Origin of the sequence: Agarivorans sp. DSG3-1, from assembly GCF_046774965.1 — a bacterium.
In the GTDB taxonomy this organism is placed as follows: Bacteria; Pseudomonadota; Gammaproteobacteria; order Enterobacterales; family Celerinatantimonadaceae; genus Agarivorans.
On the sequence record NZ_CP177241.1, the window covers coordinates 1,878,219 to 1,897,602 of the forward strand.

At 44.7% G+C, this 19,384-nt stretch carries 18 protein-coding genes; all 18 read left to right on the forward strand.

Translation table 11 applies throughout. The features are described from left to right. The 18 genes from mshL to rng all read left to right on the forward strand — a co-directional run bounded on the left by mshL (position 1) and on the right by rng (position 19,382). Positions 1–1,701 (forward strand): pilus (MSHA type) biogenesis protein MshL, encoded by a 1,701-nt coding sequence (mshL, locus tag ACLD71_RS08875; RefSeq protein ID WP_137673621.1) that lies wholly within the window; start codon positions 1–3, stop codon positions 1,699–1,701. Positions 1,702–1,710: 9 nt separating this feature from the next. Beyond that, positions 1,711–2,616 (forward strand): ExeA family protein, encoded by a 906-nt coding sequence (locus ACLD71_RS08880; protein ID WP_137673622.1) that lies wholly within the window; start codon positions 1,711–1,713, stop codon positions 2,614–2,616. After that, positions 2,613–3,818 (forward strand): tetratricopeptide repeat protein, encoded by a 1,206-nt coding sequence (locus tag ACLD71_RS08885; protein ID WP_411994263.1) that lies wholly within the window; start codon positions 2,613–2,615, stop codon positions 3,816–3,818. Before ACLD71_RS08880 ends, ACLD71_RS08885 begins: the two co-directional genes overlap by 4 nt. Positions 3,819–3,820: 2 nt before the next feature. Next, positions 3,821–5,569: a GspE/PulE family protein gene (locus ACLD71_RS08890; RefSeq protein WP_411994265.1), complete on the forward strand. Its 1,749-nt coding sequence runs from the start codon at positions 3,821–3,823 to the stop codon at positions 5,567–5,569. After that, positions 5,569–6,798, forward strand: a complete 1,230-nt coding sequence (locus ACLD71_RS08895) for a type II secretion system F family protein (RefSeq protein ID WP_137673625.1) — start codon at positions 5,569–5,571, stop codon at positions 6,796–6,798. The genes ACLD71_RS08890 and ACLD71_RS08895 overlap by 1 nt, the downstream gene beginning before the upstream one ends. Then, positions 6,799–7,290 carry a hypothetical protein gene (locus ACLD71_RS08900; protein ID WP_411994267.1) on the forward strand — a complete coding sequence of 164 codons (492 nt, stop codon included), beginning with the start codon at positions 6,799–6,801 and terminating at the stop codon, positions 7,288–7,290. A 25-nt stretch (positions 7,291–7,315) separates the two neighbouring features. Next, a complete protein-coding gene (locus ACLD71_RS08905; protein WP_411994269.1) occupies positions 7,316–7,966 on the forward strand; it encodes a Tfp pilus assembly protein FimT/FimU in 651 nt (216 codons plus the stop codon). Positions 7,967–8,002: 36 nt separating this feature from the next. Beyond that, a complete protein-coding gene (locus ACLD71_RS08910; RefSeq protein ID WP_137673627.1) occupies positions 8,003–8,470 on the forward strand; it encodes a prepilin-type N-terminal cleavage/methylation domain-containing protein in 468 nt (155 codons plus the stop codon). Between the two features lie 46 nt (positions 8,471–8,516). Next, on the forward strand, positions 8,517–8,999 hold the full coding sequence (locus ACLD71_RS08915) for a type II secretion system protein (RefSeq protein ID WP_411994271.1): 483 nt from the start codon (positions 8,517–8,519) through the stop codon (positions 8,997–8,999). Next, positions 8,986–9,513, forward strand: a complete 528-nt coding sequence (locus ACLD71_RS08920) for a prepilin-type N-terminal cleavage/methylation domain-containing protein (protein WP_137673629.1) — start codon at positions 8,986–8,988, stop codon at positions 9,511–9,513. The genes ACLD71_RS08915 and ACLD71_RS08920 overlap by 14 nt, the downstream gene beginning before the upstream one ends. Beyond that, a complete protein-coding gene (locus tag ACLD71_RS08925) occupies positions 9,513–10,346 on the forward strand; it encodes a PilW family protein (RefSeq protein WP_411994274.1) in 834 nt (277 codons plus the stop codon). The genes ACLD71_RS08920 and ACLD71_RS08925 overlap by 1 nt, the downstream gene beginning before the upstream one ends. Further along, complete coding sequence (locus ACLD71_RS08930) at positions 10,318–10,803, forward strand: hypothetical protein (protein WP_411994275.1); 486 nt, start codon at positions 10,318–10,320, stop codon at positions 10,801–10,803. Before ACLD71_RS08925 ends, ACLD71_RS08930 begins: the two co-directional genes overlap by 29 nt. Next, positions 10,800–14,702: a DUF6701 domain-containing protein gene (locus ACLD71_RS08935; RefSeq protein WP_411994277.1), complete on the forward strand. Its 3,903-nt coding sequence runs from the start codon at positions 10,800–10,802 to the stop codon at positions 14,700–14,702. The genes ACLD71_RS08930 and ACLD71_RS08935 overlap by 4 nt, the downstream gene beginning before the upstream one ends. 181 nt (positions 14,703–14,883) lie before the next feature. Then, on the forward strand, positions 14,884–15,927 hold the full coding sequence (locus ACLD71_RS08940; protein WP_016400728.1) for a rod shape-determining protein: 1,044 nt from the start codon (positions 14,884–14,886) through the stop codon (positions 15,925–15,927). A 75-nt stretch (positions 15,928–16,002) separates the two neighbouring features. Then, positions 16,003–16,818 carry a rod shape-determining protein MreC gene (gene mreC / locus ACLD71_RS08945; RefSeq protein WP_137673633.1) on the forward strand — a complete coding sequence of 272 codons (816 nt, stop codon included), beginning with the start codon at positions 16,003–16,005 and terminating at the stop codon, positions 16,816–16,818. 27 nt (positions 16,819–16,845) lie between these two features. Continuing rightward, the gene (gene mreD, locus ACLD71_RS08950) at positions 16,846–17,331 is read left to right on the forward strand and encodes a rod shape-determining protein MreD (RefSeq protein ID WP_137673634.1); all 486 of its coding nucleotides are present in this window, start codon (positions 16,846–16,848) and stop codon (positions 17,329–17,331) included. After that, positions 17,331–17,906 carry a Maf family protein gene (locus tag ACLD71_RS08955; protein WP_411994279.1) on the forward strand — a complete coding sequence of 192 codons (576 nt, stop codon included), beginning with the start codon at positions 17,331–17,333 and terminating at the stop codon, positions 17,904–17,906. The genes mreD and ACLD71_RS08955 overlap by 1 nt, the downstream gene beginning before the upstream one ends. A 6-nt stretch (positions 17,907–17,912) precedes the next feature. Next, positions 17,913–19,382 carry a ribonuclease G gene (gene rng, locus ACLD71_RS08960; RefSeq protein ID WP_137673636.1) on the forward strand — a complete coding sequence of 490 codons (1,470 nt, stop codon included), beginning with the start codon at positions 17,913–17,915 and terminating at the stop codon, positions 19,380–19,382. The last annotated feature ends 2 nt before the right edge of the window (positions 19,383–19,384 follow it).

Below are 19,384 nucleotides of genomic sequence, written 5' to 3' on the forward strand. Positions count from 1 at the left end.
ATGTATATCAAACGGATTTTTATAGGCTGTGTCGTTGTATTGGTAAGTGCTTGCCAGTCCACCTCTAGGCCTGATCCTGTAGAAGCTAAGCAAGCTATCTCTGAAGCGCAAAAACCAGTGCCGTCTACGATAAAAGCGCCAGAGTTACCCGCAGAAGTGCAAGCAGAGCTAATGCCAGAACTTGGCTTGCAGCAAGGGGATTTGCTTCAGGTTGAGCATCGCTTTGACGTAAATGCGCGTAATGTAGACGCAAAAACCTTCTTCCCTGCTTTGATTAAAGGCTCTCCTCTTAGCGTGGCAATGCATCCAGGCGTAGAGGGTAAAATTACCTTAAAACTTAAAGAAGTGACCTTAAAAGAAGCCATTGATGTGGTGTCTGATATGTATGGTTACGACGTTAAACGTAGCGGTAAAATATTACATGTTTACCCAGCGGGAATGCGTATTGAAACTATTCCACTTAACTACTTAATGTTAGAGCGTTATGGCTATACTCGTACCCGCATTAATTCGGGTGGTATCACCGGTGGTGATAGCGATAATAATAGCTCGAGCAATAATTCGTCGAATAACTCATCTAGTAATAACTCCAGTAACAACAATAACAGCAGCCGTAATTCTAATCGGAGTGACAGTTTTAACGGCACTAAAATTGAGTCTGCGACTGAAACGCGTTTCTGGTATGAGCTTGAAGAAACCTTACGCGGCATGATCGGCATTAGTATGCGTCGAGATCGTGGCAACGATACCTCTTACGCCAATGACGGCCGCATGGTGGTTGTTAGCCCACAAGCTGGTTTAGTTACTGTACGTGCTTTTCCAGATGAAATTCGTACCATTAAAACCTTTTTGGCTAAGTCTGAAAGGAACTTACAGCGTCAAGTGATTTTAGAAGCCAAGATCATTGAAGTCACCTTAAGTGATGGTTACCAACAAGGTATTGATTGGACCAACGCCGGTGATGTGATTGGCTCAACAGAGGTATTGTTTAACAATACCTCGCAAATTCCTGGTGACGCGATTAGTGCAATATTAGGGGGCGGTGGTGCGCTAACCGTTACCGATGGCAACTTTCAAGCGGTGGTGAGTTTGTTGCAAACTCAAGGTGATGTGAATGTATTGTCTAGCCCGCGCATTACGGCGTCAAATAACCAAAAAGCTGTTATTAAAGTGGGTACCGATGAGTACTTTGTTACTGACGTATCAAATACTACTATCTCGGGCACCAACCCAGTGACCAACCCCAGCGTAGAGTTAACACCCTTTTTCTCGGGTGTTGCTTTAGATGTTACTCCACAAATTGACGATAACGGGCAAGTGCTACTGCACGTTCACCCCTCAGTGACAGAAGTTAAAGAACAACGCAAAGTGATTAGCTTTGGCAGCTCTAGTGAGCAACTTGATTTGCCCTTAGCCCAAAGTGACATTCGTGAAACTGATACGGTTATTAAAGCAAACTCTGGTGATGTAGTAGTGATTGGTGGCTTGATGAGCTCCAAACAGGAAGAGATTATTTCTAAAGTGCCGTTTATTGGTTCTATTCCTGGCTTGGGCGAGTTGTTTACCAACAAAGCGATATCGAGCAAAAAAACCGAATTAGTAATTTTGATTCAGCCTACTGTGGTGACCGAAGATACTTGGCAAATTGAGCTACAGAAGTCTCAGGATTTGCTGAACACTTGGTATCCAGAAGAAAACTAGGCGGCATAAGTGGCAGTATATCTGGAACATTTTGGACTTTCGCAAGCACCGTTTGGTTTAACGCCGAACACGGGTTTGTATCAGGCTTTATTACCTCATGACGAGGCGATACAGGTACTGCAAACTGCGCTTAAATCTGGCGAAGGTTTTATTAAAGTCAGTGGCGAAGTGGGTACCGGTAAAACGTTGCTTTGTCGCAAATTGCTTAATGAAATGAGCGATGAGTACCAGTTTGCTTACTTGCCTAATCCTTGTTTATCTGCTGAGCAAATCCATGCCGCATTAGCTAATGAATTGGGTTTGAAGGTCGACCCAAGTGCCTCTTCGCACAGTTTATTGGAACAGATTCATCACTGCTTAATTGAATTAGCCAGTCAACAGCGACCAGTTGTATTATTGATTGATGAGGCTCAGGCCCTAAGTGACGAAGCATTAGAAGTGATTCGGCTGCTTGGAAATTTAGAAACAGAACAGCGTAAACTATTACACGTAGTCTTGTTTGGCCAACCAGAGCTAGATGAGCGCTTAGCCAGCCAGCAACTTCGACAATTACGCCAACGCATCACATTCTCGTACCGCTTACGCGCCTTAGAAAAGGATGAGGTGGCTAGTTACATTCAGCATCGCTTACATTTAAGTGGTTACCGTGGTGGGCCGTTGTTTACTGCAGGGTCGTTAAAGCTACTAACACGGGCAAGCCGCGGAATACCGCGTTTAATCAATATATTAGCCCACAAGGTATTGATGCTGTGTTACGGCCAAGGTGCTCAACAAGTTAGTGTAAATATGGTAAAAACCGCCGTTCAAGATACCGAGGATGCGGCGTTACCAGCAGCTAAAACCGCGTTGTTGGTGTTGGGTTTCTCCGCTTGTTTCTTGCTTGGTTTAGTTATTTGGTGGGGAGCACTACGATGAGTGTTATCAATCAAATGCTGAAAGATTTAGATAAGCGTCAGCAAACTAACCCGCAAAGTATGGCACCACTGGTGGAAGAGTCAGGCCGCAGTGCTAGAGCCTACATTCTTATGGGTTTAGTGCTGATTGCATTAATGATTTCTGCTTGGTTGGCGCTTCGCTATTTTACCAACTTAGAATTAAAAAGTGACGTTGAAGTAGTGACGGAAGCAACGAACAACAGTTCGCTCTCCATTTCTCCAGAAACAGAACAGCTTCAAGCCGTAGCCGCCGCGATAGACGTTGAATTAAACGAGCCTACAAGCAGTGCTGAGCTGATAGTAGAACCAGCGGATACCTTGATCAATAAGGACTTACCACCGAAGACAACTACTGAGTTGGGGTTGGTTGCGACTCCAGATCCCAAATCAGACGTTGAGCAGACGCTACCGAGCCCGATCATTGAAGCTGAGCCAGAAAAAATAGCGACATCAAATGTTGTCATTACTACAGATAAGGTCGTTGAAGCTAGAGTTGAGAGTGAGCCTGAAGCTAACAAACCTTTAGAAACAGTAGAGCGTCAAGCTCCGCTTTCTAAGAATGTAGAAAGCAACGAGTCGAGCTTGGAAATAAAACCTCTGAAACTTAATCGAGAACAACAAGTTGCCTTGTACACTCGGCGCGGTTTTCAAGCATTAGACAAAAATCAATTAGTAGAAGCGCGCTTAGAGTTTAATAAAGCCTTACAGCTCGATCATCAAGCACATGAAGTGAGAGAGCAATTAGCCGCCTTAGAGTTTGGCCGTGGCAACGCAAGTGCTGCTGTGAGCTTGTTAGAAGAGGGAATTCAACTTAGCCCATTGCGTGGTTCATTTAGAGTAATGTTAGCGCGTATCTTTGTACAACAAGAAAATCTGCCGCAAGCCATTTACTATTTAGAGAGTGCCGAGCCTGAGGTGAGTGGCAATGTAGATTACTACGCTATGTTAGCCGGCCTAGCGCAAAACCTTAACAAACAAGAGCTCGCCTTAAGTGCTTATCAAAAACTGGTGAAGCATGAGCCGAGCCGCGCGCGCTGGTGGATGGGCTACGCCATTGCCAACGACAAGTTAACTCACTATAACGAGGCGTTAGCCGCCTATCGCCAAGCGGAACTGATGGGACAGCTTTCTAGTCATTCACGCGATTTTGTCGCAAACCGTATTCGACAGTTGGAGCAATAAACATGGCGCAACCCAAATTACGAATGCGTTTAGGTGACTTGCTCGTGAGTGAGCAAGTTATTAGTGAAGCCGAGTTAATGAGCGCATTGGCTCAACAAAAGCAAACCGGGCGAAAGTTAGGCGCGACATTAATTGAACTTGGGGTTATTGCCGAAGTGCAGTTACTGGAGTTTTTGGCTCGCCAACTCGGCATTCCTTTTGTCGATTTAGCTCAGGTCTCTGTCGATGCTAATGCCGTAGTTATGTTGGGTGAAGTTCATGCTCGACGCTTACGAGCTTTGGTAATTCATAAAGATGGAGACGTACTTACTGTCGCCATTTCTGACCCCGCCGATCTCTCGGCTATTGATACCTTAGCCGGGTTGTTAGCGCCAAGTCAGCTTAAATATGTAGTAGCTCGTGAATCACAAGTGGTAGAAGCTTTTGACCGCTTTTATCGCCGTACTCGAGAAATTGAAGGTTTTGCCCAAGAGCTAAAAGAAGAATATGCCAGCGCCGATGAATTTGATATTGGTCTGGCGACTGCCAACGACGAAAGTAACGAAACTACCGTGGTTAAGTTGCTGCAATCTTTGTTTGAAGATGCGGTACAAGTTGGCGCGTCAGATATTCATATTGAGCCAGACGACAAAGTATTACGGATCCGCCAACGGGTAGATGGTGTACTACAAGAAAGTGTATTAAATGAAGTGCAAATTGCCTCAGCCATGGTGCTGCGTTTGAAGTTGATGTCTGGGCTAGATATTTCTGAGAAACGTTTGCCACAAGATGGTCGTTTTAATATTAAGGTACGTGGCCACTCTATCGATGTACGTTTATCTACCATGCCTATTCAGGCTGGTGAATCGGTAGTAATGCGTTTGCTCGATCAGTCTGCGGGTATTTTGTCCTTAGAGCAAACCGGTATGCCGCCCGACATCATGGAACGTTTCCGCCGCCAATTGCATCGCCCTCATGGCATGATCGTGGTAACGGGGCCAACCGGTAGTGGTAAAACCACCACTTTGTACGGGTCCTTAAGTGAGCTTAATCAGCCAGAATCAAAAATTATTACCGTAGAAGACCCGGTTGAATATCGTCTTCCTCGGATTAACCAAGTACAAGTAAACACCAAAATTGGTCTCGACTTTTCCAGTATTTTACGGACAACTTTGCGTCAAGATCCCGATATTTTGCTGGTGGGCGAGATGCGTGACCAAGAAACCGTAGAGATTGGTTTGCGTGGCGCTTTAACCGGTCACTTGGTGCTGACCACTCTGCACACTAATGATGCCATTACTAGTGCCCTGCGTTTAATTGATATGGGCGCAGCGGGCTATTTGGTAGCAAGCTCCTTAAGAACCATTCTTGCTCAACGTTTAGTTCGTCGTTTATGTGACAACTGCAAACAAGAGCAAGCCGCCACGCTAGAAGAAAAAGTTTGGCTAGAGCACATCAGTAGCCAAGATTTAAGTCAGCAAGTTTTCTTTAAAGGCCGAGGTTGTCAAACCTGTAATTACACCGGATACAAAGGTCGAATTGGTGTATTTGAAATGCTTGAGTTAAACGAAGCAATGATGGAGTGTTTGCGTCGTGATGACCCTGATGAATTTTCCAAGGTCGCCAAAGCGTCTGAGCAATATAGACCTCTCTCTTTAGCCGCCTTAGATTACGCCAAACAAGGTGTTACCTCGATTGAAGAAGTGCTGCGTTTAGTGGAAGAAATTGATGTTTACGGCAGTGTAGTGAATCAAGCGGAAGAGTCTGTGTAATGGCTATTTTTCGCTATCAAGTTCGCGATAGCACAGGTCGCCTAATAAACGGCGATATTGAGGCGGCTAATCAAAATGCGGCTGCAGAAAGTTTACTTCGTCGCGGCTTAACACCGATTAAAATTGCCGAAGGAAAAGTGCAAGGCGAGGGTTTTGGTAGCTTAGATGTCAGTAGCTTATGGGAGGGGCGAATTAAAATTGATGAGTTGGTGGTATTCACTCGTCAAATGTACTCGCTAACCAAAGCTGGCATACCCATTATGCGGGCGATAAATGGCTTGGCCGAAACGGCCCACAGTAAGCTATTGCGCCGTTCCTTGGCGGGGGTATCAGATGCGCTAAGTAGTGGGCGGGCGTTATCTACATCAATGGCGGAATACCCGAAAGTATTCTCACAGTTGTTTGTAAGTATTGTGCATGTGGGCGAAAACACTGGCCAACTAGAGCAAGCGTTTTTGCAGTTATCGCAGTACTTAGAATTAGAAATGGATACTCGAAAGCGGATTAAAACCGCGATGCGTTATCCCACTTTTGTGATTTTGGCGATTGTTATCGCCATGGTGATTTTGAATATATTTGTTATTCCACAATTTGCTGAAATATTTGGTCGATTTAACGTGGAGCTACCCTTAGCCACCAGAATATTGATAGGAACGTCGAACTTTTTTGTGAACTTTTGGCCGCTGTTATTAGTGTTAGCAATTGGTTCGGTGTTTTTGGTGAGGTGGTATGTGGCCACTCCCAAGGGGCGAATGTTGTGGGATAAAACCCGCTTGCGTTTACCGGTGGTTGGCTCGGTGATTGAACGTTCTTTATTAGCGCGTTTTTCTCGTAGTTTTGCCATGATGTTGGGCGCAGGCGTTCCGTTAAATCAAGCTTTATCACTAGTGGCCAGTGCGGTAGACAATGCCTTTATGGCAGAGCGTATTGTAGAGATGCGCCGAGGTATTGAACGCGGAGAGAGCTTATTGCGCAATGCCATCGCTAGTGAGTTGTTTACGCCCTTAGTATTACAGATGATCTCGGTGGGTGAAGAAACCGGCCAAGTGGATGAATTGCTGACCGAAGCTGCTGAGTTTTATGAGCGTGAAGTGGACTATGATTTAAAGAGTTTAACCGCGCGAATTGAACCAATACTCATTAGCGTGGTCGCAGGTATGGTGCTAATTCTTGCTTTGGGTATCTTTACGCCAATGTGGGACATGATGCGTGCAGTTCGAGGTGGTTAAGTGAATCGGCAAGATTTACTGGAGAATAACCGTTCTCGCTTCAGCTGGATTGTGACATTCTGCATAGTTTTATTAGTCGTATTATTGCTTTTAATAAGCTTTGTTAGGACAATTGAGCAAGCAGAGCAGCAAGTTGTAGAAGAATATACTCAAACTTGGGTTAACCAGTTGGCGCAAGTTCACGGTTTATGGATAGCCAGATTTAGACCCGAGTTCTTAGAGGTAAATCTATATCAACTCGATAGTTTAACCGGTGAACAAAAGGCACTAGAACCGATCACGCTTAAAATGACTAAATCTGGTTGGCCAGTCGTTAGCAGCCAACAAGATTGCTTGGTTTTATGGCAGCAAATAGTGGGTGTTGAGTTGAGTTTTGAAGGGAAGGTAAGTGATGCTGAATTTTTACAGCAGCGTTGTTATTTTACCTTTGAGCAGTTAGCGGTGATGGTGTACAGCCCGCAACAAGGTTTGATTACAAAGGAATGGCTGTAAAGCTGATTTGAGGAGTAACTAACAAGTGACAATTTATCCTAGCCTAAGTGCTAACAAATACAGGCAAGTCGGCTTCTCATTGATCGAGTTGGTGATTGTTATTGTGGTGTTGGGGATCCTCGCTGTTACCGCATTACCACGATTTTTGGATGTAACAGAAGAAGCCAAGGTAGCCAGCCTTGAGGGCGTAGCGGGTGGGTTTGCTACAGGTGTTTCTTTAGCGAGAGCGCAATGGGAAGCTGAAGGTCGACCGAGTGAAAACGGTAAGAATGCCGTTATTTACGATACTCAGAAGGTGTATTTAACAACTCCTACTGCTGCTCAAATATCTAACGGTAGTGTTGCACCTGGTTACCCTGTAACCAGTGATGATGAAGACGTAGATCCTGGCTCGCTTAGCGGCGAAAAGTGCCTAAAAGTATGGGACGCTATTTTACAAAACCCGGCTCGAGCGACCAGCACCTTTGCTGAAGTTGCCGATCAAGGCGATTATTTTAAATATTACACCACGGTGACCGGCGCTGCTGAAGCGACCAGATGTATTTTCTACCAAGTTAACTCCTTGGCAAAAAATAGCGATGGGTCTTACGTTGATCCTGGCAACGACGAAGGCTCTTTTAATAACTTTACGTACCAACCCGCCGCTGGGCGAGTTTTTACAAATATTTCTAACTAACGATTTATAAATCAATAATTTTCTAAGGATATAGAAATGAAAACAACTAAACAGCAAGGTTTTACGCTAATTGAATTGGTGATTGTTATTATCATCTTAGGTATTTTGGCTGTGACTGCAGCACCTAAGTTTTTAAACTTACAAACTGATGCTCGCGCTTCAACTGTGAAAGGCTTGGAAGGAGCAGTTAAAGGCGGAGCCAATTTGATTTATAGTAAAGCGGCAATTGCTGGTATTGAAGCAAGTTCTGGTGATGTATCAGGAGCAAATAGCACTGATGTTTCAACGACTCTTGGTTACCCTAATGTAGCTGCATTTGGTTCAGATCAACTCGATGGTTGGCTAGATCTTAGTACTGCTGAATGGACTGTTACTACTTCTGGTGCTGGTGCAACTATTACTCCGGCGGGCTTTACTGCTTCTTCTGGTGCTTGTGAAGTTCAATATACGATTGCAGATAGCACGAGCTCTGCCCAAACTGTATCAGTTGTAACTGGCTGTTAATTGTTTAAGGCTAGCTTCGGCTAGCCTTTACTTTTTAACTATTAGATTGGAAACATCATTTAAACCTCACCCTCGAAACTCCGGCTTTACCACTATTGAGCTGGTGATTACGCTTATCCTCATTGGCATTCTTGCTATCACTGTACTCCCCAGATTCTTTCGCGGCGGCTTTGCTGAAATAAGCCTGCGCGAGCAATTGCTAAGTCGTTTACATTTAGTACAAACCCAAGCAATGAACCATTATCAAGATTGCTTTTTTCTACAAATTAACAGCGATAACTATTTCTCTGGCGAGCTTGCAACAAACGGTGATTGTTTAAAAACTATCGATGTTCTAGAAGAGGTATCTTTTTCGAATGAGCTTACCGTAACTCAAGGTATTATTCGTTTCGATGGCATGGGACGGGTTAGGCTTGGGCTTTCAGAGCCACGTTTATGCTCGCAATTTCCTTGTATTATTAGCGTGCAAGGTGAAGAAACACACACCATTGTTATAGAATCAGAGGGCTATATTCATGCGCCCTTGTAAAAGCTCCAGAGATAGCGGTTTTACTCTGATTGAGCTGATTGTTGGCATAGTGGTGCTTGCGATTTCGCTTGTAGTCATTACCTCATTTTTAGCACCTCAAGCGGTGCGTAGTATTGACCCTATTTACCAAGTACGATCCGCCGAATTAGGGTCTAGCCTAATGAATGAAATACTGTCTAAATCATTTGATCACAATTCGGATCATACTGGCGGAGGGCTGTGGCGCTGTGGAGAAACTGGCCAGCCTGCTTGTACTGTCGCAGGTAGTTATGGTCCGGACGGAGAAACTCGTTCTCAATATAACGATGTGGATGATTACCATACTAATGGTAATTTTATCGCTATTGACGACAGTTTGGGAACTAACTTAGCCAACATCTATCGCAACTATTCTTATCGAGTGGCTATCGACAGTTCAGAGAATGGCATTAATGTAGCTAAACGCATCGATTTGTGGATAAGGGCGCCTAATGGCGCTGATTACGCCTTTAGTGCTTATCGGTGGAATTACTAATGGCTAAGCAAGTGGGTTTTACGCTTATTGAACTCGTCATTACCATGGTGTTATTGGCAATACTGGCGATTGCTACCACCGATTTTTTGCGTACCGGTAGCCTTATTTACCGACAAAGTGCTGATAGGCAGGTGTTGCTAGGTGAGGCGCGTTTTGCCATTGAGCGCCTAAACAGAGAATTACATAATAGCTTACCGAATAGTGCTCGTTTAGATCCAAATGGAGCGAATGTCACTGACTATTGTTTGAGTTTTGTGCCTACCATCTCGGCACATACTTATATTGACATTCCTGTTGCCCCGAGTAGTTCGGCGTCAGCAGCGGTGGTTACTTCACCAAGTCAACCATCGATTATCTCTACCGCAGAACCAGCCTGGCTAAGCACTTACATACTCAACTCCGATGAGGTGCTACTGGCGTCTGGAGGCTTGGTAAACGCAGGCTGTAGTTCTGCAACTGGAAAAGTGTTCTGCTTAGCTAACATAAGTGAAGATGCTAGTTCGGGAGCCAGTACCCTAGGTTTTTCCGATTCTTCAAATAATGCAACATCAGTGAGTTTTACTACGGACTCACCCTCACAGAGAACTTTTATATTGGGGGAGCCGATTCGCTATTGTGTTGAAAACAATCGCTTGCTGCGTTTTCAGCCAGCAGACAGTGGTACCGGTGTACTAATGGCGAGTAAACTCGAAAACCCTAATACAGTGCTACCCTTTCAGGTGGTGCAGCCTAGCTTGACCAGAAACAGCTTAGTGAATCTACGCTTGCGGTTTGTTGAAAATAATGAGGTAGTGGAATTTAATCATGACATCGTCATTCTCAACCAGCCTTAAGCAGGGACAACTAGTTAGCAACCCTGCTAAGCAGCAGGGGAGTGCGTTGGTGATTGCGATTTTTGTGATTGTGGTGATGGCTTTAATTAGTGCTGCGTTAACGGTGATGTTACAAGATACCTCTCGCAATGCGACTTGGGATGTATTGGGTACTCGTGCCGAGTTAGCGGCTTATTCTGGTTTAGAACAGGCGCTTTCAGAGTTATTTCCTGCTGATGGAAGTGAAACCATACTCTGCGCAGATCTCACCTTGGAACCTAATTTAACTGGGCCGGGCTTTCAAAGTTGTGAAGTTGAGGTTTTATGTAACGAAGTTGTGGCTTGTAATGCTGATGGAACAGGCGGGGTGACTCAGCTTGATGCTTGTGTCTATAGCTTACAAGCTACGGCCTCCTGCGGTTCTGGCGAAGTACTAGTCCAGCGTTCTCAACAAATTCAGGCGAGGAGTGCTTTATGATTTCAGTAATTGTAAACCGCTGTATCCTTATCACTTTTTTGCTTTTCCCCCAACTAGTGCTGGCTGTTGATTGTGTCGACGTATTTACCAGCCCCATAGCATCTTCACAAAATAATCGTCGTTTGGAGGTAAATTGGTTAGCGCGAGTCTATGGAAGCAATCAAGGGCGATTGGATATAGATAGCGTTGATAAAGTTAGCTCATCAGATGGAAATACTTGTCCTGATGCCAATACCGATTGCGTGGCTAGCGGTAACTTAGCCTCGGCGGGTAGCAATGTTAATATTGAAAAAATTAACAACGGGCAGTCTGTTAATGTGGGTTACCAACAAACTGTCACGCTTGGCTCAGGCAGCTATAACACAAATAATTTTGCAGACATTCAAGGGGCTACTCAAAGTACCATCAACTTTTCTAGTGATCGCAATGAGTATTTTATTGAGAATGTGAATGTAGGTTACCAATCTGCTTTACGTCTCTCGCCAGGAACATATTGGATAGATGGTGATTTTACCATCGGCCAAGAGGCTACACTAGAATTGCTTGGCTCCAGTGGTACGGTAAAAATATTTGTGAATCGTAACGTGACCGCAGGTTACCAAGCTAAGTTAAATGTAAATGGCGACCCCTTACGTTTGGCCATCTATACCCGAGAGGACATCGATTTAGCCAATGAAACTGAGTCTGCTTTTATTGGTTACGCTAGACGGAACATTGCTTTAAATTACCAAGCCGAATTAGAGGGGGCGTTATTCACCCAGCAACGCGATGTGGTAATGGTTAACGAGTCGGTTGTTCGAGGAATTGCTAATCCAGGAGAGGTAGATTTTGCTCCTCTGTGTAACAGTAGCGTGACAGAACCACTTTTGTTGCAGTTTGGCAGCGCTGGCGCGGGGCAAAATGGTGGTACGGTTACATTTGACCAAACTTACCAGTCTAAACCTTTAGTGTTTTTAATGACGCCTATTGATGCTAACGATCCAAACAATGACGGACCAGTAGCTGCGCTAGTCACCAGTGTAGATGTTGATAAATTTACATGGGTACGACAAGAGCCTCCCTTCAACTCCACGGTATCAAAAAACATAGAAGCAGTAGATTGGATTGCTGTTAATGAAGGTGAGCATTTTCTCGAAGACGGCACTGAGTTAAGAGCGGGCAAGATAAGCACCAATACTGCTTTTCCGTTTCCCGATAGAGACTATTTTAATGTAGAGATGCCCAACAATTTGTCGGTGGTGTTGCATCAAAGTCAGTCGCGTAATAACAATTGCTGGCTCACCACTACGTCAGAATATAACAATAGTGGTATTCGCTTAGCGATTGATAACAGTGAAGCCTACGATTTCCGCTTTTTCGCACGTTATTGTAACTCACAAAATGACTCAATTTATTACACTGACTTACAAGATGAAACAGTCGCCTATCTCGCAACAGAGCCAGTAGTAGGAGCCATTACTGTAGAGAATGAAGTCATTAATTATCAATTTGGTAACTCGTTAACTCACGGTAGTGGTGGAAGCACTATTACACCGCAAGCAACGTGTGATTACACCACTCCTTATCAAAACAACTTGTTCTCTTCGCCGCCTATATTGGTGGCCAGCAAAAATGAACGTAGAGGTAACAATGGCGGTTGGTTGAGACGCTGTCAGCACAACGCGGCTGATTTCTCAATGATTACAGAGGAAGACCAATACCTTGATAATGAACGAAGCCATTTAGCGGAAAGCTACAGCTACATGGCATTTAGTTCTAATGCTTCGGTGGCTGTTCCAGGGCTTAATATCTCTGCTCAGGACTTTGGTTTAACCTGTGATATTCATGAGGTAACCATTCAAGCAACCCTTGATGGGCAAGTGGATCAAAGTTTTGTAGGGACGGTGAATCTATCCACCTCTAGCAATAAAGGGACCTGGTCGAAAGGAAACGGACTTGGCAACTTAGTACCAGAAAATAACAACGGCAAAGCAAGTTATGGTTTCACTGCTGCTGATTTAGGTGAGGTGAGTTTAGGTTTATTCCATCCTTTAGAGGGCTCAGTAACCTTAACAGTTGTTGACGGCACGGTAGGCGATTCTGCCGTAGTAACTTTTAATGCTTACGGCTTTGAAGAAAAATTGGTGGGGGCATGGGGCGAGAATCCTCATAAAGCCAACACTGAATTTAAACTACAGCTAACCGCTGTAGGTAAAGACCCTGATGGAACCGAGTGTCGCCCAATCGCTAACTATGGTGGGCAAAAAACGCTAAACTTCTGGACGGATCTTACTCATACAGGTGAAGCGACACGGCTGCTTAAAGTTAAAGATCAAGTATCTAGTGAGTATGTTGAAGTCAGCAATACTGAAGATGTTATAACTGGCGTTGATATCGTGTTTTCAAGTGGCATCGCAGTAATTGACCTCCAATACCCTGATGTTGGCCGCTTAGGCATTAACTTCTTGGATGAAGTCGTTAATGAGGATGGCAGCACAGTTACCTTGTTAGGCAGTGCTAGCGCTGAATTGATACCAGATAGATTTGAATGGGCGTTGATTGAAAATGAAGTCAACGAAACTAACCCGAGTTCAAATAATGATACAGTGCCATTTGCCAGGTCTGGCACGCCTTTTAAATCTTGGTTAGCGGCGCGAATAGCTAATTGCACACCGTCTTCGGTAACCGATTCTTCATGTGATGCGGCTAATTTTATCGCTGACACAGATAAGCTTGGGCTTAAAGTTGAGCTTGCCTCGCCAGATAGTGGCGTACTAGGCACATTTAATGATGGCGTGATTGTCAGTCAGATTGCCGGCATCGTGGTGGTTGACGAAAACGAATATCACGATGTGGGCAGCATCAATTACTCTGGGTGGATTAGTAAATATTTGGATTACACTTTTGTTTATCCTGATGGTACAGATCTATCGACAGTTATAGATTATGACGTCAGTGTGGCAAATACTGAGGTGGGTATGTTTTATCCTCATCACTTTGAACTGTCGTCGGCCGTGCTAGGGGCAGCATGTACACTAGGGGACTTTAGTTATATTGGCCAGCAAGAACAAAAAGTGACTTGGATATTACAAGCCGAGAGCGCTAATGGCTCGATCACAGAAAATTACACAGATAGTGTTTTCCCGGTAAATACTGATTTTAGTCGTTGGCAGTTTAATAGCAGCTCTAGCATCTTAGGTTTCGACGACGGATTAAAGATTGATGATGCTACCGCGATATGGAGCCAAGGAATTTTTGCACAAACTGATGAAGTTATGGCTGGTTTGTTAAAACCAGTAGCGGCACAAGCCCCAGTAACAGATGGTAAGTTACGCTTGTTCTACAATCTATATTTTGATGATGCGACCTTGCTTAGTGCAAATATTGTTTCCGATCCTGATGCTGGTGGCTTTGATTGCGGTATAGATTCTGATGAAGGTCCTTATTGTGATTTAGGCACCGTACCGGATCTACGCCATGGCCGCATAAAACTCAACAACGGCTTTGGTTCTGAGTTGCAAGCGATTGGCGTCACTGGTGATTTACAGTACTTCGACGGTACTCAGTACATTAGCAATACCGAAGACGCTTGTAGTAACTTAAATCTTGCGCCTCTAGATTTTTCTCCTAAAACAGATGCTACAAATGCAACGGTAGGTGGCGGTACTTCAACTGTTAGTCTCCGTAGCCCTGGTATTGCTAACCAAGGTGTCATTTGGGTCGACTTTACCGCTCCAGGCGAAGGTAATACTGGCAGTGTCGATTATTGGTTTAACCTAGACACTAATTTGAATTGGCTTCGTGAAGATTGGAATGGCAATGGAAGCTTTGAGAGTGCAGACGACGCAGCAGGTGCTGGACAAGTCACCTTTGGTATTTTCCGACAAAGTGACAGGGTTATTTATCGCCGGATGCTATAAACCTTAAGTTTTGTATGAAAAATGTACACCTTGGTTCAAAGATATTGAATTAGCTAGGTGATAGTCTTCACTATCCTTGGCTTCTCTCTATAGTATGCTTGCTCATCGGTGCCTGCGTTGGTAAAGTGAGCCAAGTTTTAATCGCGTATCATCGACACTATTTCTCAGGATTTTCCCAGCTATGTTTAAAAAGCTTCGAGGCTTGTTTTCTAACGATTTGTCTATCGACTTAGGAACAGCTAATACACTTATTTATGTTAAAGATCAGGGGATCGTTCTTAACGAACCTTCAGTAGTGGCGATTCGCCAAGAGCGCGCTGGCAGCCCAAAAAGTGTAGCTGCGGTAGGACATGCCGCTAAGCAAATGCTCGGACGAACTCCAGGTAACATATTAGCGATTCGCCCAATGAAAGACGGGGTAATTGCAGATTTCTACGTGACAGAGAAAATGTTACAGCACTTTATCAAGCAAGTGCATGACAACAACTTCCTACGTCCTAGTCCTCGAGTTTTAGTGTGTGTGCCTTGTGGTTCTACTCAGGTTGAGCGTCGAGCTATTCGTGAATCAGCCATGGGAGCAGGAGCGCGTGAGGTTTATCTTATTGATGAACCAATGGCTGCAGCTATTGGTGCCGGTTTGCCGGTATCTGAAGCAACCGGTTCTATGGTGGTAGATATTGGTGGTGGTACCACCGAAGTGGCTATTATCTCTTTGAACGGTGTGGTGTATTCATCTTCAGTACGTATTGGTGGCGACAAATTTGACGATGCCATTATAAACTACGTGCGCCGTAACTACGGCAGCCTCATTGGTGAAGCAACCGCTGAGCGCATCAAACATGTGATTGGCTCTGCTTATCCGGGTGATGAAGTACGTGAAATTGAAGTACGTGGTCGTAACCTAGCTGAAGGTGTTCCAAGAAGCTTCACTTTAAACAGCAATGAAATTTTAGAAGCACTGCAAGAGCCGCTTTCCGGTATTGTTAGTGCAGTAATGGTTGCCCTTGAGCAAAGCCCACCAGAGCTTGCCTCAGACATTTCTGAGCGTGGTATGGTGCTCACCGGTGGTGGCGCACTAGTGCGTGACTTAGACCGTTTACTCATGGAAGAAACGGGTATTCCAGTTGTGGTTGCAGACGATCCGCTAACTTGTGTGGCGCGTGGTGGCGGTAAAGCTATCGAAATGATCGACATGCACGGCGGCGACTTATTCCACTACGAATAAGCGCTGTAGCGCGGGCACAGTATTGTGCCCGTTGCTTTATATGAAACAACTCGACAACTACTCAGGTAACGACCGATGAAACCTATCTTCGGCCCAGGTCCATCTCTAGAGCTTCGCCTTGCGCTCGCTGTTGTATTGTCAATTTCTTTGATTTTTATCGATAGTAAACTGATAGCCTTCAAACAGGTTCGTGTTTATTTGCATTCTGCTGTAAGTCCTCTGCAATACATTGCTAACATGCCGGGTCAACTTATGGACTCGATGTCTAATCAAGTAATTACTCGTGAACAGCTCAAACGAGAAAACAGCTCCTTAAAAGAACAGCTGATACTTAACCGAGCTGACCAACTGTTAATGGAAAGCCTTGCTAAAGAAAACACCCGCTTGCGTGCGTTATTGGGCTCACCTGTTCGAAATGACAGCCGTAAGCTGGTGGCTGAAATTATGGCAGTAGATTCAGATCCTTTTTCTCACCAAGTGGTGATTGATAAAGGCAAATTGGATGGTGTTTACGAAGGTCAGCCGGTGATTAATGATATCGGTGTCATTGGCCAAGTATTGCATGTAGGCACGACTACTAGCCGAATATTACTCATTACCGATGCTAGCCATGGTATTCCGGTGCGGATTGCTCGTAACGATATTCGTGCCGTAGCGACCGGTACCGGTGAGCTCAGTCGATTACAGCTACCACATATTCCGCGCAGCACAGATATTGGTGAAGGTGATGTGTTAGTAACCTCTGGTTTAGGTGGAGTGTTTCCTGAAGGGTATCCGGTAGCGGTAGTGAATCGATTCGACTATCAAGAAGGTAAACCCTATGCCGATGTGGTGGCGACACCAGTGGTTGAATTGGACCGCTTGCGCTACCTATTGTTGATTTGGCCCTAAGTTTGAGTGGCAGTATAAAGGCACAACATGATTGAGAAGATTAATGGCCGTGGCGCCATTATTGGCAGTTTGTTTATCGCATTAATTTTAGCGATTATTCCGCTACCTTTAGTGGCCGATGCGTTCCGCCCTGACTGGGTATTGGTATGTGTTTTTTATTGGACCATTGCCTTACCGCATCGCAGCAATGTGGGCGTCGCTTTTGTTGTAGGGTTCATTCTCGATATATTGTTAGGCTCTACCTTAGGCGTTAGAGCACTGGCGATGTCTATTGTGGCGTATATAGTTGCAACCAATTTTACCCGTTTACGCAATTTTTCAGTGTGGCAGCAAGCTCTGGTTGTGGGTGGCATGACTGGTTTAGCCAAAATTGTGGTGTTTTGGGCTGAATACCTAGTGCAAGATATTCAGTTACCTGCAGGGTACTTTTACCCAGTGATTACAACATCTGTGGCTTGGCCTTGGATATTTTTGTTGTTACGCAAACTACGTCGCCAATGGAAGATTTCTTAATGTCGTCAACTTCACTGATTTTAGCCTCATCCTCACCAAGACGAGTAGAGTTGTTGGCTCAACTTGACTGGCCATTTACCACCCAAGCTGCTGATATTGATGAAACCCCGATTGCTGGTGAGCTTCCAGAACAACTGGTACGCAGGTTAGCTGAGCAAAAAGCCGCAGCGGTTTATCATCAGCAAAACGATTCTTATATTGCCGTGTTGGGCTCAGATACTATTGTGGTATGTGATGGCCATATTTTAGGTAAGCCACAAGATGCAAATGACAGCCAACGCATGTTGAGTTTATTAAGTGCTAAGCAGCACCAAGTAATGACGGCTGTCAGCCTGTATCATCACTCAAAAGCGCATACGCAGTTAGTCACTACCTCGGTCTATTTTTGCGCTCTTTCTGCCAAACAAATGGTGGATTATTGGGATAGTGGAGAACCTAGTGACAAAGCAGGCAGTTACGCCATTCAAGGTGTAGGTGGTAAGTTTGTCGAGCGTATTGAAGGTAGTTATAGCTCGGTGGTCGGCCTACCTTTGGTAGAGACTGACCGTTTACTTCATTTACATTTAACTCGCTAGGTTATTATGTCAGCAGAATTATTGATCAATGTTACACCTACAGAAACTCGTGTTGCCCTAGTTGATAGCGGGATTTTGCAAGAAACCCATGTTGAACGTGATGCCCGCCGTGGCATTGTGGGTAATATGTATAAAGGCCGTGTGAGCCGAGTATTACCCGGTATGCAAGCGGCATTTGTAGATATAGGTTTAGATAAAGCTGCATTTTTACATGCTTCTGACATTGTGCCGCACACTGAGTGCGTGGATGTTACTGAGCAGGAACACTTTCAAGCAGGCAATATTGCTGAGTTGGTGCGCCAAGGCCAAGATATTATGGTGCAGGTGGTAAAAGATCCTCTCGGTACCAAAGGCGCGCGTTTAACCACTGATATTACTCTCCCCTCTCGTTACTTAGTGTTTATGCCAGGTAGCAGTCACGTAGGGGTATCACAGCGCATTGAAAGTGAAGAAGAACGTGATCGCCTAAAAGAAATCTGTAGTGATTTTGTTGATGATTTAGGTGGCTTTATTATTCGTACTGCTGCCGAAGGGGTAGGTGCCGACGAGCTCGAGCAAGACGCTGCCTTTTTAAAGCGCGTTTGGCGTAAAGTTCTGCAACGCAAAGAGAGCTCTCCTAGTAAAAGCAAGCTGTATGCTGAACTGAATTTGGCTTTACGTATTATTCGCGATTTTGTGGGCACCCATTTAGACCGGATTCGGGTTGATTCTCGTGAAACCTACGAGCAGTTGGTGTCTTTTAGCGCTGAATTTGTGCCGGAGTTTACCGAAATCCTTGAATACTATGCTGGCGACCGACCGATATTTGATTTATTTGATGTAGAAAATGAAATTCAGCGAGCGCTAAAACGCCGTGTAGACTTAAAGTCTGGCGGTTATTTGATTATCGATCAAACCGAAGCAATGACCACTATCGACATCAATACCGGTGCTTTTGTGGGTCATCGAAATCTCGAAGAAACTATTTTTAATACTAATATTGAAGCCACTCAATCTATTGCTCGTCAGCTACGTTTACGTAACTTGGGGGGTATTGTGATTATCGACTTCATCGATATGACTGATTCGGAACACCAGCGCAGAGTACTGCATAGCCTAGAGTTAGCGCTGGCTAAAGATCGTGCTAAAACTAACATCAGTGGCTTCTCTCAACTCGGTTTAGTAGAGATGACACGTAAACGTACCCGTGAAAGTATTGAACATATCCTATGCGGCGAGTGTCCAACTTGTCGTGGCCGCGGCACGGTGAAAACAGTTGAGACTGTTTGCTACGAAGCTTTACGAGAAATCATTCGGGTTAACCGGGCTTACGACGCCGATAACTTCATCGTGTATGCATCAACCAAAGTAGCTGAAATGCTAATGGGAGATGAGTCGCATAGCTTAGCTGAATTAGAGGTCTTTATTGGAAAGCAAGTACGTGTTCAAACCGAACCTATGTATAGCCAAGAGCAGTTTGACGTGGTTTTAATGTAAAC